The 17248-nt window shown below is 43.4% G+C and carries 17 protein-coding genes; all 17 read right to left on the bottom strand.

Going from position 1 to position 17248, the window contains the following annotated elements:
- Positions 1 to 14 precede the first annotated feature (14 nt).
- Positions 15 to 1463 carry a DUF362 domain-containing protein gene (locus tag MUG09_RS01475; RefSeq protein ID WP_244772808.1) on the bottom strand — a complete coding sequence of 483 codons (1449 nt, stop codon included), beginning with the start codon at positions 1461 to 1463 and terminating at the stop codon, positions 15 to 17.
- Between the two features lie 12 nt (positions 1464 to 1475).
- Positions 1476 to 2396, bottom strand: a complete 921-nt coding sequence (locus tag MUG09_RS01470; RefSeq protein ID WP_244772807.1) for an ATP-grasp fold amidoligase family protein — start codon at positions 2394 to 2396, stop codon at positions 1476 to 1478.
- 74 nt (positions 2397 to 2470) lie between these two features.
- Positions 2471 to 3625: an O-antigen ligase family protein gene (locus tag MUG09_RS01465; RefSeq protein ID WP_244772806.1), complete on the bottom strand. Its 1155-nt coding sequence runs from the start codon at positions 3623 to 3625 to the stop codon at positions 2471 to 2473.
- Between the two features lie 74 nt (positions 3626 to 3699).
- Positions 3700 to 4908: a glycosyltransferase gene (locus MUG09_RS01460; RefSeq protein WP_244772805.1), complete on the bottom strand. Its 1209-nt coding sequence runs from the start codon at positions 4906 to 4908 to the stop codon at positions 3700 to 3702.
- Positions 4909 to 4953: 45 nt separating this feature from the next.
- A complete protein-coding gene (locus MUG09_RS01455) occupies positions 4954 to 6174 on the bottom strand; it encodes a glycosyltransferase (protein ID WP_244772804.1) in 1221 nt (406 codons plus the stop codon).
- Positions 6175 to 6275: 101 nt separating this feature from the next.
- Entirely contained in the window at positions 6276 to 6917 is a 642-nt protein-coding gene (locus MUG09_RS01450; protein ID WP_244772803.1) for a DegT/DnrJ/EryC1/StrS family aminotransferase, read from the bottom strand.
- A gap of 96 nt (positions 6918 to 7013) precedes the next feature.
- Positions 7014 to 7379 carry a hypothetical protein gene (locus MUG09_RS01445; protein ID WP_244771476.1) on the bottom strand — a complete coding sequence of 122 codons (366 nt, stop codon included), beginning with the start codon at positions 7377 to 7379 and terminating at the stop codon, positions 7014 to 7016.
- Positions 7369 to 8160 (bottom strand): IS21-like element helper ATPase IstB, encoded by a 792-nt coding sequence (gene istB, locus MUG09_RS01440; RefSeq protein WP_244771475.1) that lies wholly within the window; start codon positions 8158 to 8160, stop codon positions 7369 to 7371. Before istB ends, MUG09_RS01445 begins: the two co-directional genes overlap by 11 nt.
- Entirely contained in the window at positions 8157 to 9620 is a 1464-nt protein-coding gene (istA, locus tag MUG09_RS01435) for an IS21 family transposase (RefSeq protein ID WP_244771474.1), read from the bottom strand. The genes istB and istA overlap by 4 nt, the downstream gene beginning before the upstream one ends.
- 149 nt (positions 9621 to 9769) lie before the next feature.
- Positions 9770 to 10273, bottom strand: a complete 504-nt coding sequence (locus tag MUG09_RS01430) for a DegT/DnrJ/EryC1/StrS family aminotransferase (RefSeq protein WP_244772802.1) — start codon at positions 10271 to 10273, stop codon at positions 9770 to 9772.
- Positions 10274 to 10275: 2 nt separating this feature from the next.
- Positions 10276 to 10848 (bottom strand): acyltransferase, encoded by a 573-nt coding sequence (locus MUG09_RS01425; RefSeq protein ID WP_244772801.1) that lies wholly within the window; start codon positions 10846 to 10848, stop codon positions 10276 to 10278.
- Positions 10848 to 11924 (bottom strand): Gfo/Idh/MocA family protein, encoded by a 1077-nt coding sequence (locus MUG09_RS01420; protein ID WP_244772800.1) that lies wholly within the window; start codon positions 11922 to 11924, stop codon positions 10848 to 10850. The genes MUG09_RS01425 and MUG09_RS01420 overlap by 1 nt, the downstream gene beginning before the upstream one ends.
- Positions 11924 to 13240, bottom strand: a complete 1317-nt coding sequence (locus tag MUG09_RS01415) for a nucleotide sugar dehydrogenase (RefSeq protein WP_244772799.1) — start codon at positions 13238 to 13240, stop codon at positions 11924 to 11926. The genes MUG09_RS01420 and MUG09_RS01415 overlap by 1 nt, the downstream gene beginning before the upstream one ends.
- Positions 13241 to 13250: 10 nt before the next feature.
- Positions 13251 to 14507: a glycosyltransferase gene (locus MUG09_RS01410; RefSeq protein ID WP_244772798.1), complete on the bottom strand. Its 1257-nt coding sequence runs from the start codon at positions 14505 to 14507 to the stop codon at positions 13251 to 13253.
- 5 nt (positions 14508 to 14512) lie between these two features.
- Positions 14513 to 15196 (bottom strand): sugar transferase, encoded by a 684-nt coding sequence (locus MUG09_RS01405; RefSeq protein ID WP_244772797.1) that lies wholly within the window; start codon positions 15194 to 15196, stop codon positions 14513 to 14515.
- 6 nt (positions 15197 to 15202) lie between these two features.
- The gene (locus MUG09_RS01400) at positions 15203 to 16411 is read right to left on the bottom strand and encodes a DegT/DnrJ/EryC1/StrS family aminotransferase (protein ID WP_244772796.1); all 1209 of its coding nucleotides are present in this window, start codon (positions 16409 to 16411) and stop codon (positions 15203 to 15205) included.
- A 14-nt stretch (positions 16412 to 16425) separates the two neighbouring features.
- Positions 16426 to 16980, bottom strand: a complete 555-nt coding sequence (locus tag MUG09_RS01395; protein WP_244772795.1) for a winged helix-turn-helix transcriptional regulator — start codon at positions 16978 to 16980, stop codon at positions 16426 to 16428.
- Positions 16981 to 17248: the final 268 nt, after the last annotated feature.

The raw sequence follows: 17248 nt of genomic DNA, 5'->3' as shown, positions 1-17248 counted from the left end.
AATATCTCTTCAAATTAGTATATAAGCTTAGATCTTGTAGATAAAAAATTATTCCAACCAGCAGAAAACTCAATCTGCCATTCTATTGGTGATAAAAATTCTTCATATGAAATATTGGATTGATTATACATGATATTCAGTTTAGAAATATCCGGAGCTCCATCCAACTTTATCAAATAATCGATGTACTTAATCTTTTTATAATTACAACCGAAAATCTTGCTGATAACAATATCACAAAGGAGACTATCATTTCCTAACAGAATCAAGCCAATAGGTTTAGGAGAAGGTTCCATAGGCCCCTCTTTCTCTCCAACTATAATCATATCACAAATATTTAGAACTCTTCGCTGCGGCTGATTCTGAATCTTCCCGAGTTTATTAGAATACTTTAGTATTAGATTTAAATCGATTATGGTTCTCCAAATTGTATCATTACCATACCAACTACCTTCTGAATAATTATCTCTTGAAAGAATCCTTCCCAACTTATCTATGATACTTGTGTAGAAGCTTAAAAATTTTGTATATCTATTTTTATTATATGCTAGAGTTAAATAAATATCTCTTAGGTCTGATGATATAGATCTTAAATAACTTCTTCTATAGTACTCATCACCACCTTCATCAATTGAATATTTTGTATGATGAGGAAGACATTCTTTCCTTGAATTTATGCCAACAAAATTCTTCATACAAGCCGTGATACCAGCCTTTCTATGAGCTTTCGGCTTTGGAAGATTGATTATTACATTCGCTTCAAGGACGAATGGATGAATATTGTACTCGTGAACTGATTGTGTATGATGTTTGCGAAGTTCTGCCGGAGGATAATTTGTTATTCGGAAATTATCAGCATGTGCCTTCTCATGAAATGCAGACATTTCATTTAGCTTAACCAGTATACCCAAATTATCATCTACTTCTCCAGTGAAAGTTCGGTCCTTCTCAATTCTTGCGATTACACCTCGGAAATCTACAATCTCTAAACTAATATTTCTCTCTTTATAAAAATCCCATAATCGATTGTATCCATGAACTTCCATTAATTCTTTCAGATCACAAAGTTGTATAGGAGAATCTCCAATAATGACCCTTCCTGTACCCCCAAGTGCAATTAACACATAATCAATTACAACCCTGAGAATTGATGGATGGGTTACCATACAGTCCATATCATGACTTATAGGTTCAACGTTTTTATGAAACACCCAATTTGGCTTAATTAATACAGTGTCACCTTTCTGAATAATCGTCCCCAATGGATTCCAATTCGGTTTCCCATAATTTTCACAATCATAACCTAATTCAAAGAATCCTTGCCGAATAGTATCATATACTTCATTTTTCTCCAATGTTACGTCTCTATAACAGTATTCTGGATATTGAATAGCTGGTGAATAATATTGACTTTGGGGATACTGTATCAAATCAGTTTCTCCAATATAAACATCCTCTTTCAATATTCGTATCTCCTATTTTTCTTTGGATAGATCTAGCCAATTTCCAAGAGTTTTGTCATATTCTTCAGGAGTAAATTCTTCTAGACCAGATCCAGGGTAAAAAGTCAGTTCGCCAAATTTAATTTGCTTATTTACAATATAGAAATCGACTCTTACAAACGAAATTCCTCTCGACAAAATCTTTGACAATTCCAATAATTCTTCAAAACACTCTGGCTTTTCAATGAACTTTCCACTTCTTGGATAATGCCGCTCAAAAGGAAGAGGGGTCCAATTCAAATCATAGAAATCAACTTTCAATCCACTTGGACTTCTTCGATCTAAGCAGACGAATAGACATTTAGGCTCTCCATTAAAACAAAGTATTTTATAATCCATCAAATCTACTTGTGTGTCATCAACAAGCAATTCCTCACAAATAATTCTTGGCTTTATATTTTTATAAGGCCATTCTCTCTGATACCAGAAATACTCTCGTTTCATCCATTCTTTCAGTGTTTTATTAGTTACCTTAATATCAAGAGCATCCTTGTCTCTACAAATAATAACATTTCCCGAAGTATGGGTTGGTTTTAATACAAACTGATTTGGCAATTTGGCATAATCAATCTCATCCACTGAATCATATACTCCAAGCAAAGGGACTAGATATTTATCACCGATGGTATTTCTAATATGCTCACGGACCGTATATTTATCTACTAAATTGGTATACTGCGGGTTTCGATCATGTAGCTTGAGCCATTGGAGTTTTTCATTGAAAGTAATTGGATTACTGAGATTGGGCTTTCTTCCTATTCGAAATCTATAAAGAAGAGATATTTGGGCCTTATCTGACAAAACCCTTGACAGTCTCTTATCCAACAAGAATAAACAAATCAATGAAGGATTCTCAATACCTTTACGGATTCTTTTAAACGTTTTAAAATTCATAATGAACTATGAACCCCGTTATAGAAAATAGATATATAATTGAATACATTATAGAAACTCGGAATCGCTTCGCCCTAGTAGGAGACGCCTAGCATTTTCCTACTGTTAATGCTTTTTCTATCAATCAAAGACACAAAAAAAAGCCATATTACATACAAAGATTCACTATAATATGAGACAGTACCCAAATCTCCAATCAATGCTGCAAAAACTAAAGCTACTACACAAATATATTTTCCCTCTTTAGTTGTTTTATATAGCCTTATTACTTTTATTAAAAGCCAAATGAAAAGAGAATAATAGATAAATATTCCAACTAATCCAATAGATACAAGAAGTTCAGTATAGTTGTTATGTGAATATGTTCCATAACCACTATATATCCTAAAAGTATTCAGACCTGACCCTAGAAGCGGCTTTTTTACAAACAAATCTAATGCATCACTTATCATCGATAACCTGATGAGTGTGCTCCCTTCGCTAGTTTCTCTACCTGTTAAGGATTCAAAAAATGTTACTACTCTTCTTCCAAGAATATCGTATAGCACCTCATTTTGAGTAATTAGGATAATAAGTAATATTAAAATTACTCCAAGAAAGAATATTCCCTTAATGAATTTTAATATATCACCTTGCTGGGTATAATGTCCGATGATTTGAATTGAAAATGATATCAGCATCACTGCTAAAGCAGTTCTCGACCCAGACAACAAGCATAAAATGGAAAATACAACAATAATGGGGAGGTAAATTTTTTTTCTATTTTCTAGGAATAGATATGAAAGAACAGTTGTCCCATAAGCGAAAATGAATCCAAATTCATTTGCATTATATCCAATTGATGAACCTGCCCTCATGAGCCCTAAACTAGAAAAAGGAGTTGTCACAATTAAGCGTATACCTAAAGATGCAATCGCAAGGATAATCCCTATTTGAAATAAATCACAATTTCTTTCATTGTCTCGAATATAAGGTAATAATAGGTTTGTAACAACAAGTACTTGAATAGTTGAAATTAGCATCTGAAAAGAGACTGTAATATAACTCGAGAATATCGCTGAAACCAATCCAACCAGTAGATAAGCAATACTCCAATAAGCATAAAATTCAAGCCTCATGTTTCTCGTAAACGCTCGTATGAGAAATACTCCAATAAAAACAATTTCAATAATCACATATGCAGGCCTTACATTCGCAAATGCAATAAAAAAAACAAGGAACAATATCATTACAAAATCATATAATCTATTTGAAAATTTTCTATTTTTACTGGTTTGGGAAGACTTAATCACTTAGTGACCTACTACTTATTACTTAAAACTATTTCTACCAACCGCTGATAACAAGACTCTTCAGAGAACTCGCGAGCACGCTCAACACTTTTATTCGCATAAGAGGAAAGCTTATCAGAATCCTTATTCCATTTCATGATTTCTGCAGCCCATTTTCTTTCGATAGGATCAATCTGCGTCAACCAATCTTCATTACTTGATAGTGGAGGCATCAACAAGCCATATGATCCATAAAGTGGCTCGATAACAGAATCTAATTCAATCTCCAATTCAGGAGCAAGAATTTCTCGTGGTCCACTCTGACAATCAGCAGCTATAATTGGTAGCCCTAAGCACATTGCTTCGACCATCGCATTTGGAAATCCTTCAAATAATGAGGTCAAAATGTATAAATCGCATTGTGCAATAATGGGAAATGGATTTTTTTGATACCCTGCGAAGAAAACTGAGTTTTCAATACGAAGAGATTTTGCTAATCCTAATAACTCTTTCTGCTGTTCTCCATCTCCGATGATTACAAGACCCAGTTTTTCTTGTTCAGGATTGAGCAAACTGAAAATCTTTAATAAATGCCAAAACCCTTTTTGATGCTGTAGCCGACCTGTACTACATAACAGTTTAGTTTTGGTGCTTTTAAAATTTTTAAATGATTGGTCGGTAGGGAATCGACTAAATCTCAGAATCTCATCAGTATTGTATGGATTATACAATACTGAAATCAAATTTTGAGGTACGTTATAGTTCTTATGTATATCGGATGCGATAAGCTTGGAAACACAAATAACACCTGCAGCTCTTCTATAAATATTGCCCATTAGCAGTTTATGAAGGAATTGAATTCGTTTCTCATAGTAACTAATCTCAGAACTATGATGATTCCGAATGGAAACAAATGCGTGAGATTTGTTTACTCGAGCCAGTACATTGACAATATTTGCCCCATCTAAAAAGCTGATTACCGATTCGAGATCATACTCCTTTTTTATCTTCTTCAGCTTTGATACGCGTTTCCAAAGTATGCCCAGTTTTCGAAAAACTGAGTTGCTTGATTGAAGATTCAAATCAACAAGAGCCCCCCCAACCGGGTAAGCAATTTTTCTTGTATCAGATATGATTACAAATACATTATGGCCATGCTCATGTAGAATGCTTGACAACCTACTGACAACTCTTTCTGCCCCGCCTGGCCCTAAAGCAGTAATATACAATCCTATATTCATTTAATTCTCAATTGAAGGATTACCTTTTGTAAAGTACAGAAGGTCTTACTTGCCACAAATTTCGAGGATAAATTTCTTATAGTTAATATCTGCATTAAATAGCTTCTCCCAGTTGTGCCTTGCATTTCTTCGATATTCCTGTAATGACTCTTCATTTAATGAATAGTAATTCTCGATTATTGTTGCAAGCTCTCCGCTTGAAATATCTTGAGATAAAAGAGTACCACAAGAATTGTCAACTATTTCTCGAGTCCCTCCAACATCAGTAGCAATCACCGGGATGCCAAATGATTGGGCTTCCATTATTGACACTGGCAATCCTTCAGAAGTACTTACATTAATAAACAAATCACAGTAATGAGACTTATAAAAGTCAATAACTTCTTTGTTTGCTAATCTACCTTTTATACTAATCTGATTTGAAATGTTATTATCATGTATAATAGAGACTATTCGCGGCATTTCTGGCCCATCACCAATACAAGTCCAATGAATATTTTCAATTTGCCGACTTTTAAGCGTTGCAAGTGCTTCAGCAACAAGGTGAATTCTCTTAAGTGGAATGAGATTAGAACAAGTAACAATATGAAAAACTTGATCTTGTTTGTTTTGGATTATTTGCATCCCATAATCAATTGTCCCTAAATAAGCAACCTTGACTTTCTCTTTCCACTTAGGGTATTTCTGTATTAAATAATCAGCTCCATCCTTTGAACAAGGATATACTGCATCAATTTTCTTAAAAACTAATTCACGAAAAGGTATACTATTTATTTTATTACGCGACTCATATAGATCATACCCATGAGCTCGGGAAATGATTTTTATAAGAAATTGTGTCCGGTACCTTTCTCCTAAGAGACATGCCAATAAGGCCTGGTCCATAAACCAATAGCTATAAAAAGCAACAAAGGTCGGGGACTCTTTGTTGAAATCAAGATCAAGGATAGAAATGATTTTCTTATAGCTAGTATGAACTCTCCCCCTCGCATACAACGACGCCAAGAACGACTTCAGTGTTGCAGCAGGTAACATCTCTTTCATTCCGATTCTTCCAAATGGGAGAATCCCACGTAGAGTATAATGAATATAACGCGTTTTAGAAGCGTTATTCTTGAGTGGAACAGGAATCACATTATGAGGAGTTTCTCTCGTTTGCTTCCCATGAGCAGAAAGCGCAAATATATAAACCCTATCAAAAGATTCAGATAAATACTTAATCTCATTTTCAAGGAATGACTCTCCTTTGCAAAATGGATACTCCATAGTGACTAGAACACAGTTACTACTCATTAACAATTCGTCTCCATGACTTACTTTCACCCAAATTCAATTTTGTTTAATAATCATGATGAAAACGTAAATCATCAAATTGAACTTACAACTGAAAACCTATCCTCTCTAATATAAGGATCCAATGGTAACGAGACCACCATCTTACACAACCTTTCGGTAACCGGACACTCTACATACTGCTTCAGATCCTTGTAGGCCGTCTGCCCATGCATCGGCTTGGGATAATACACCATGGTGGGAATCCCTTGATTCTTAAGTTTCTGCTGCAAGGTATTTCGCTCTTCTTCATTTCCAACCTGGATGGTGTACTGTGCCCAACTTGAGTAGTATCCATCCGGGACAACAGGAGTCTTCACCTTGTCCTCAAGAGCTTGGGTATACCATGATGCAACCTTGTTCACATCTTCCAGCTCATAATCGGTAAAGGCATCAAACTTAACTAGCAAAATAGCAGCCTGCATGGTATCAAGACGTGAATTCCATCCAATTCGTACGTTGTCGTACTTAAAGGATCCCTTTCCGTGTACCGCTATCGAGCGCAAGTACTCAGCTTCTTGATCGTCATTGGTAAAAATTGCCCCACCATCACCATAGCATCCCAATGGCTTTGCAGGGAAGAATGAGGTGGTTGCAGCATCGCCGAGCGATCCTGCCCTCCGGCCTTTGTACACTCCTCCAAATCCCTGAGCTGCATCCTGTGTTTTGTCAAGCAAAAATCCTTGGTCTAATCACCAGGGAATCCCGTGTCTAATCACGGGAAATTCCCGGGTTTTATCATCTGCACAGGAATCTATGCAGATATCCAGAAACTATGGCTTGTAATCAGGGACATCCTCATATTCATCCTCAATCACAAAGATCACGTTTGGATCCGTTTCCCCATGCAGCTGATGTGCAATTTTACCTTTCAGGTAGGCAAGCTTGTTGCCCAGGTAAGCCATCTCGTTCTCGATCTTGTCCAAGCCGTACAACAGTCGAAGCCTTCCTTCAGGGCTTTGGTACTGCATTACTATCTTTCTGGCCTGCTCATGCAGGTCCTGTTCCGAGTATTCATGCGGGCTGGGTTCTATCCCCAACCGGTCCAATATGATCTGCTCGAGCTCCTCGGTGAATTTTGTACCGTCGTATCGGTAACACGAACGCAATTCACGCAAGTATTGTTTGTCAACGACCATGTTCGTCACCCCCTTTCGACCGCTCGGATGCGGTCTTCCGCATCAATGCATGCTCCATCCGGTAGCTCTGCCCCTCGAACACAAGCAGGTGCCCATGGTGGATGAGCCTGTCGATCATTGCTGCAGCCATCTGCTGGTCGGTGAAGATGCCACCCCACTTGGAAAACTCGAGGTTCGTCGTAAGAATGAGGCTTTTGCTCTCGTAGCTGTCGCTGATGATGCGGAACAGGAGCTGGGACCCCTCCTTGTCCACCGGTACGTACCCCCACTCATCAAGAATGAGCAGATCCAGTCTGCGTATGTCCGACACCAAGCGTTCCAAGACTCCGTTCTTCCGTGCCTCGGCCAGTTTCAGCACCAGCTCGGTCACCGTATAGAACCGGGCTGCAAGGCCCATCTCGCAGGCCTTCATCCCCAGTGCTATGGCCATATGCGTTTTCCCGGTTCCCACCGGTCCATAGCAGACCAGGTTGGTCTTCCTGCCAATGAATTCGCAGCCTTCCAGTTCCACCCTGGTAATGGAAGGCGGCAGGCGCACATGAGAATAGTCGTAGCCTTCCATGCTCTTGGGCATGGGAAACCGGGCCCGGTTGAGCAGCCTGGAGCGTTTTGAGCGTTCCCGGCTCTCCACCTCCATTGACAGCACGTCATGCAGGAACTCTTCCTGCCTCGGCGTTGCCTGCTGGCACAACGCTACCAGTTGTTGGGAAAGGAACAGTTTCCGGCACATGTCCGATATCTCTTCCCTACGTTGGATGCGGATGGTTGAAGTCATCATCATGGCTGCACCCTCCGTTGTTCCAGAAGCTGGTCGTACAACGAAAGGTCGGGACCGGCGTCCAGGTCGGTTTGGTCCCCGAACTCCGCCATCCTCGCCGCAAACACCATTGCATCGCTGAACGGGGCGTTGCCGGGGTTCCTCAGCACCAGGTCGAACGCATCAAGTGCTCTTTCGAAGCTGTAGCGCTCGCTCAGCAGGTTCATCGTTCGCAGGGCATCCTTCAGCGATTCCCTGTCCAGCGCATCGAGATAATCGCGTACGGGGGAGGACACCATCTCCCTCACACCGCTGTTGGGCCACGCTCCCACATTTCTCATGAGTACGGCCATGGAGGTTCTTGGGTCGACGCTGTCGGACCGCTCCTTGCCGAATTTGCGGACGTGGCTCACCAGGATCTTGCGCTTCTCGTCATAGATGTCGACGGTGTGGGCCCGGATGCCCACCAGCACTTCGCTTCCCCGGTATTCGGGACGGGTTGAGTAATGGTGGTTGCCGTCAATCTCCACCTTCCCGTACCCGTCGGCCTTGGCGTACACATACCGACAGACATCAAAACGGTGTCGGGGCAGCGGCAGCAGTGCCTCGCGGTCCTGTTCGAAAAGCTCGCCTATGATTGTGTTCTTCTTGTAATGGGTATTTCCCTGAAAGCTCGTCGCCTGCTCCAGCAAGCCCTTGTTGTATTGCTGCAGGTCGTCGAACTCGGGCAGGGGAACGAACCGGTTCCTGCGGACCGTGCCGATTTTATTCTCGACGCACCCCTTTTCCCATCCACTACCCGGACTGCAGAATCGTATGGAGAAGCCGTAGTGAGCCCTGAATTGGGCGAAGAGCTTCGCTTCCCGTATCTCCTGCCCGATGCGACGACCTGCTCCGGTGGCATTGTCTATCACAACCAGGGGGAAGACTCCGCCGATGAACTCAAAGACGTCCTGAAAGCCCTGGCAGATGCATTCGCTGGTCTCTCCGTTGAACATCTGGGGAAAATCCGCATTTGAATTCGGAAACACGCAGACAAGATAATGCTTGCGCTGCTTGACGCCTCTTTCATAGCAGTCCGCCTCGCCGAAGTCCCCCTGGGCCTCACCCGGATGCCATACCAGCTCCTGGCAGGCCCTGTAACTCGAGCGTTGTGCACGTGTTTTCCTCACATACCGCGATACCGTTGGGTAGGAGCAACCGAATTCCGGATGCAGCTCCACCAACCTGTCATAGACGCGCTGGGCGGTATGGCGCTGTTTCGAATTCTCCTTTTCATCGTTGGAAAGCCATCCGTCTATCTGCGGCTTGTAGGGGTCCAGCTTGCTGGGCAACCCCTCCTTCTTTTGAGGCGGCTTCGGTGAGAAGTCTTCCATGCAGAGGTACTTCCTCGCCGTCTTCTCATCGACCGATACTTCCCTGGCAATCCTTGCCACTGAGTATCCCTCTTTCCTCAAATCTCTGATACAATTGATTTGGGACATGTTGAGCACTTCTCCTTTCTCCTTTAATGTATTTGTTTCTACATCAAAGGTTACTTTCCAAAGGGCAGCTTCTCAACTGTCCCTTTGAACAATCCCGGGAATTTCCCGTGATCAGACCAAGGAAGATGAAGTGATCTTTCTAGGGATTTTTAGTTTACGCTACACACATCCTCAAGCACCTTCATGCCGTACCTGTGTGCAATCCCATTGATGCGGTCATAATCGGCAGGGAGGCCGAACAGGTCGACGGGAATCACAACCTTCGGGTTCAGCTTCCCCTCAGTCTTGACGGCAAGAACGGCCTGCTCAAGACTTACGGGATCCATGTTGAAGGTATCGAGATCGACATCGACGAACACCGGCGTCGCGCCCTCGAAGGAAACGACCTCGCCGGTGGCAAAGAAAGTGAAGTCGGGGACGAAGACCGCGTCACCGGGCCCGATACCCCAGGCCATCAGCATCATCGTCAGGGCGTCTGTCCCGTTGCCGCAAGTGATGCAGTGCTTCACTCCCACATAGGACGCAAGCTTGTCCTCCAGCTCCTTCACCTGCCTGCCGCTGATGAAGTTGCAATCGGTTATCACTTCGATGACGGCCTTGTCCATCCTTTCCTTGAGTACCTGGTACTGCTTCTTCAGATCACGAAATTCCATGTTCAGTCCCTCTTCCTTTCAACAAGACCGCTTTCCTTCTGTTCATAATGCCTGTTGCAGCTCTTGCAGTGAAGATCCCCGTCCAGGATTGAGCCGCACTCGCAGGCCCAGCCTTTCTGCCTAGCGGGAACCCCCACCATCAGGGCATGGTCGGGGACATCCCTGGTCACCACCGCCCCGCTTCCAATGAGGGCCCACCTTCCGATGGTTATGCCGCAAACAATAGTGGCGTTGGCTCCAATGGAAGCACCTTCCCTTACGAGAGTCTTCAGGTAGCCCGCCCTCCCCTTGGGGTATTTCGCCCTGGGAGTAAGATCGTTGGTGAACACACAGGAGGGGCCGCAGAACACATGGTTCTCCAGTGTCACACCTTCATACAACGAAACATTATTCTGGATCTTGCAGCCGTTACCGATTGTCACATTGTTGGAGACATTCACGATCTGCCCCAAGGAACAGTTTTCACCGATTGCAGCGCCGCTTTGGATGTGGCAGAAATGCCAGATCTTTGTCCCTTTGCCTATGGTCACATTATCATCCACATAGGATGAGGGATGCACATACCGTTCGTCCATCAGGAGAACCTCCCGTTAAAATCGGTGGTAGCACACTTGGTCAGGGGAAACTTCACCGGCCTGCCTTCAGCTGCCGACTTGTAGATGGCCAATACCAGCTCGAGAGCACGTTTGCCGTCTTCAGCCGTCACCTTCGGCTGCCGATCAGTCCTAATTGCATCGATTACATCCGCGAACAAGGGGGTGTGGCCGAAGCCGTACACGTTCGGCGGATTCTCGTGATAGGTGGCCTTCACCTCATCGGCGTCGTCGAGCATATCGGCGAAGCGCCACTCCTCGATGATGTTCACCGACTGGCCCCCGGCCTTCACCGTGCCCTTCTCGCCGAACAGGTAGAGCGTTTCCTCCAGGTTCTTGGGATAGATGTCCGTGGTTCCTTCGATGATGCCGTAGGAGCCGTTGGCGAACCGGATGAGTGCGATACCCAGGTCTTCTGCCTCGATGTAGGGATGGTTGAGCTTGTCGGTATAGGCGAATACCTCGGTCACCTCGTTTCCCATCATCCACCTCAAAAGGTCTATGTTGTGGATGCACTGGTTCATCAATGCACCTCCGTCCTGCTCCCAGGTACCACGCCAAGAAGCACGATCGTAATATTCATGACCCCGGTTCCAGCGGATGTGGGCCGTCCCGTAGAACAGGCGGCCGAAGCGCCGCTGGTCCACCGCCTCGCGGATCTTCACCACCGACTTGTTGAAACGGTTCTGGTGGCATGCACAGACCTTGACGTTATGTTTTCTTGCTTCCTCAATTATTGCATCTGCATCCTCGATGGAGAGGGCAATCGGTTTCTCCACGATGATGTTGATGCCTCGTCTGATGCACTCCAGGGCAATGGCGGCATGCTTGCCGCTCTCGGTGCAGATGGAGACCAGCTTGGGCTTTTGTTCGTCAAGCATCAGGAGGTAGTCATGGTATTGTGCAACCTTGGCGGTATCCAGTTTGAACTTAAGAATCTTGTCTTCAAGCATGGCTGCATCGATGTCGCACAGTCCAACTATCTCAAGTTTGTTTGCTTGGGCTGCGGCCAGATGGTTCGGGGAGATTCTCCCGCAGCCGATCAATGCATATCTCATCACAGCACCTCTATGTTATCGCGGTTCTTGATTGCCTTCATCACATTCTTGGTATCGAAGATTGCCTTGGCATGCTGCTGTACGAAGCCGTAGTCCACATTGCTGTGCGCGGCAGTGACCATTACCAGATCGGAACCTTCCAGAGTCTCTATCGTCAGCTCCTGTAGACCTTGCACCGCCCTTCCCTTGTATCGGTACTCAGCAACCCAGGGGTCGTAGTAGGACACTTCCGCCCCTTGCCCCTCCAGTATCTCGATTACCTTGAGTGCAGGACTCTCGCGGTAGTCGTCTATGTCCTGCTTGTAGGCCACACCGAGTACCAGCACCTTCGATCCGTTGAGGGCTTTCCTGAACCTGTTCAGAATCTTGGAGGCACGCTCTACCGTGTATTCAGGCATGCGGTCGTTGATCATCATCGAGCTCTCTATCATCGACGTATGAAATCCGTACTCCCTCGCTTTCCAGGAGAGATAGTAAGGATCAAGGGGGATGCAGTGCCCCCCAAGTCCCGGACCGGGATAGAAAGCCTGGAACCCGTAGGGCTTGGTCTTCGCTGCATCGATGACTTCCCAGATGCTGATGCCCATCTCATGGCACAGCTTTGCCAGCTCGTTCACCAGTCCGATGTTCACGTTCCGATAGGTGTTCTCCAGTATCTTCTCCATCTCTGCTATCGCAGGGCTGGAAACTTCGTAGACATCACTAGATAGAACTGCTCGATAGACCGCAGCTATAACTTCGGTTGCATCCTTGCCGATGCCTCCGACCACTTTGGGGGTGTTCTTTGTCTTGTAGATGAGATTGCCCGGATCGACACGCTCAGGAGAGAATCCAAGGTAAAAATCCTCACCGCAGACAAGCCCGGAACCTTTCTCCAGCAAAGGCTTTACCAATTCCTCGGTGGTACCGGGATATGTAGTTGATTCCAGAACAACGATTGAATCTTTTTTAAGGTACTTGGATATCTCAATGACAGAATCCCTAACATAGGAGATATCCGGTTGCTGGTGCTCGTCCAAAGGAGTAGGAACGCAGATAGCAATAAAATCACACTCACCGACAAAAGAGAAGTCGCTGGTGGCTCGAAGCATTCCTGATTTCACCAACGCAGCAAGGTCTTCCTGCACCACATCGCCGATATAGTTGATGCCTTGGTTCACCATGGCGACTTTCTTCTGCTGGACATCGAAGCCGGTGGTCTTGAATCCTGCTTTGGCTTTCTCAACGGCTAGGGGGAGACCGACGTAACCGAGGCCGATGACTCCAATGCTTATTTTTCTTTCTTTGATTCTTCCCAATAAATCAGATTTGTTCATGATGTGTAGCTCAACCTTTATTTTTAGCAACATATGCTGTTGCTTCTAAGAATTTATAGAAATCAGAATATACTTGAGAAGCATCAAACTCACGATGAAATAAATTAAGTGCATTCTGAGTCATCTGTTCCTTTTCAAGAGTTGAATAATGAATTCGTGTAATACATTCTAGTAAAGATGAAGCATCCTGATAATACGTCCCACAATTTTCTTTCTCTAAGATTTGTCTTGAGGCACCTCTTAAAGAGGTAAGAATTATTAATCCTTGGGACAAATACTCACCAAACTTGTTAGGAAGAGAATCGATGAAATCATCGGTATTCCGATATGCCAACAAGCCAAAAGTAGAAAGTTTCAGCAATGCCTGGATTTCTGCTCTATTTCGGTATCCCGGTATTATTACATTCTTGAGATCTTTACATCTCTCAGTCAATTCAGCAAAATAATTGCCAGTACCACAGAAAACAAAAATTACTGACGGGTCTTCGCATTTCTTAGCAGCCTCAATAAGAGTGTCAAAATCACCAATTCGATTACTTATCGAACCGATATAGCTAACAATACATTTGTTCTTCTGAAGTCCATAGTTTTCCCAGAGAAAATTTGCTGCGGAAGACTCTTCTGTCAAAACTGGGGTATTATCATATGCCAAATGCACAACATGGTCTTGTTCTTGTAGTACTCTTCCATATGATTTGGCAAAATCCAAAGCCTTTGGAATAACACCCACTACAGATGTAGCAGATTTCATAACATAGGAGACTTTTCTTCGTAGAAAGCAACTAATTCCAAGTTTTACAATAGGCTGCAACCTCTTAGGAAAGGGTTGTATGAAGATATCTGGCCAAAAATCACGTATATCAATAACTACCGGAATATTGAATTCATGCCCAAATTTTATAGCCTCATATGCAAAATCTATCAGTGGCCAAGAACAATAGATAATATCAGGTCTATCTTCTTTCCTGCTTTGTTTCCGAAACTCCCTACCTAAGTCTTTGGAGTATCTGATACGTTTGAAAGAAATATTTTTATTATACCCATTAGGTGAATGTAAAAGTTTCAGTTTTAAAGTCGGATTTACTAATATAGTTTGTAGTTCATCTGAAATATACTTCTTTTCATAATGTAAGAAGGTTGAACTCCACCAAGTAACACGATAGTCCAATAGAGCTAACTGAGTGGCAAACATGCCACCTCGCATCAATCTTCCATTTAAACCATTAATTGGTAAAGGTTCACCTTCACATACAATCCAAATATTCATTATGCTTACAGTACCGCCAAACAAGTTCGAAGCAACAAGACCATATCCGAAAAAAAAGAAAAGGATCTAATTGATTCAATATTAATCCTCATCTTCTCCCCCAATATCCTCTCTACATACACCTCATCAGTATTCTCTGCTTCTTTCAGGATCTTCTCTTCGTTCTTGTATTCAATACTCGCCTTTGATGTCACGCCTGCTGGAAGCAGCAAGGTAGCTTTCATCTCATCAGTGTAACAGGCTACGTACTTAGGTACTTCAGGCCTAGTTCCGACGAAGGTCATATCACCGGTAAAGATGTTGAGCAACTGTGGAATCTCATCCAGCCGATACTTCCTCAACTTTTTCCCAATTTTGGTTACCCTGGGATCATTATTGATGGTAACAAGAGAACCAATTTTATCAGCATTCACTACCATGGTACGGAACTTAAAGATCTTGAATCTCTTTCCATATTGAGTGACACGTTCCTGCCTATAAAACACAGGTCCTTTGGAATCAGCTTTTATGAACAGTGAAACAATCAAAAAGACTGGAGAAAGTACTACCAACAAGACAATCGACATGACAATGTCGAAAAGTCTCTTTACCAGTAAAGAAACAGCTTTCTTTCTAAGGATTTCATAATACGGCCTTACCGCATCATTCTGCATGTCTATGGGAAGCTTGTCCCATCGCTTAACCAACATACAGCATCACCTAGTAAGCAAGCTTCTAATAGTCTGCAATAGATACCTAATCTCTTCATCCTTCAAACACGTATGCAACGGCAGTGTCACTTCATTCTGAAATTGCTTGTAGGTGTTTGGGAAGTCTTCTATCTTGAAGCCAAGCTTCTTGTATGCAGAGTGCATAGGAAGAGGCTTATAGTGCACGTTGGTAGCAATATTGGCTTCTGCCATTTTTGCTATAAACGCATTCCTCTGCTGTTCCGAATATCCATCGATCCTCATCAAATAGAGATGTCCACTCGATTCATAGGTGTCTGTATAGTGAACAAGAGAAGTAACAGGCAAATCCTTCAGACCTTCGTCATACATCTCTATAATCTGTCTTCTTCTCTTCAGAATCTCTGGATACCTTTTTAGCTGCACTAATCCAAGAGCAGCCATAATGTCAGTCATATTGCACTTGTAATAAGGCCCAACAATGTCATACTCCCAAGCGCCGAACTTGGTCTTGGCTAAGGCATCCTTGCTTTGACCATGGAGCGAGAGCAACTGAAGTTCATGGTAGAGAGCAGGATTGTCCAACCCCGTTCGGTCTATCCAAGTGAGGGCACCACCTTCAGCAGTAGTGAGGTTCTTCACCGCATGAAAAGAAAAGGCTGTGAAGTCAGCGACTTCTCCAGCCTTTTTTCCCTTATACGTAGCACCAATAGCATGAGCACTATCAGCAAGAACCATAACTCTATCAAACGCAGCCTGAACCGGTGAATTGGGAGTATACAGAGACTTCTTTTCTTCCAATACCTGATAGAGCCGATCATAGTCACACATGACACCACCGAGATCTACCGGAATAACAGCCTTCGTTTTCTTGGTAATGGCTCTTCCTACCGCATCATAATCCAGGAGGAAGGAATCAGGAGCAACATCGACAAGAACCGGAGTAGCCCCTACGTGAATAATAGGACTGCACGAAGCTGTATAGGTATAGGCGCTGGTGATGACTTCATCACCTGGGCCGATACCCATGAGAATCAGAGCCAATTCAAGCGCTGCAGTAGCTGAGTTTAAACAACACACAGTACTCGTATTGCAGAATGCTGCAAGATGCTTCTCAAAGAGCTTTGTCTTAGGTCCAGTGGTAATCCACCCCGACCTCAAGGCATCAACAACTTCATCAATCTCTTCTTGGGTAATATCAGGAGGAGAAAAAGGAATGGGCTTATGTAATTCCATGTATATATTCCTTACTAGACATGCAAAACAGAGAGAAGGTTCTCGCAAATGAATCCTCGCTCCTTGAGCGCGGTTTCATCCTCCATATTCCAAACAAGAAGCACGATATCAGAAGGTGAAAACATTTGTGTGAAAGTACTCAGTGAGTGCTCTTTATATAGTTCAGCTGGCAACTCGGTTGTATCGAGGACTGCCTCGATCAATTGGGAAATCTCATCATTCGGCCCGTAAAAGCAAACCTTCTTTCTTGGGTTTGCTTTCTGGATTATACTCACCGCAACAGCTATCTGCTGCTGGTAAACCAGCAGCTCCCTATACATCCTCACTATATACCCATACGTCCTCTCCAACTTATTCGCAAGTCCACTGGGAGTGAGGAAGTAGCGAATGGAATTGGGCTGCATACGCTCTATCTTCAAGAGACCCTTCTTAACCAGGCGCTTAACGAGAATATTAATCGTACCCAAGGACACACCAACATGCTCAGACAACTGACGTTGAGTTGCATCTGAGTTCTGATCAATGTAAGAAAGAATGGAAAATTCCTTGGATGTATGTTCTGTTAACATATTCTTTTTTTTGTGGGCTATAAAGACTATTATTTACCAGTCTTTACTGCCCCCTATGTTCTTGTGTTCTGTAAAAGACTACTACGTATATGTTCTTCGGCATAAACGCCGGGTAGCCGCGTTTCTCGTCGGATCAGATACACCAAGTATCTTCTCCTCCTCAGCCTTGCTACGCATCGTTTCCGCTCGAAGGCAATATATGAGTGCTATAAAATGTATACAATGTTCATTTTCTGAACATTATCTATGAAACACCCCATTTTCAAAG

It is taken from the genome of Sphaerochaeta associata, assembly GCF_022869165.1.
Classification (GTDB): domain Bacteria; phylum Spirochaetota; class Spirochaetia; order Sphaerochaetales; family Sphaerochaetaceae; genus Sphaerochaeta; species Sphaerochaeta associata.
Note: the sequence above shows the minus strand (reverse complement) of the source record. Positions and strands in the feature narration are given on the sequence as shown.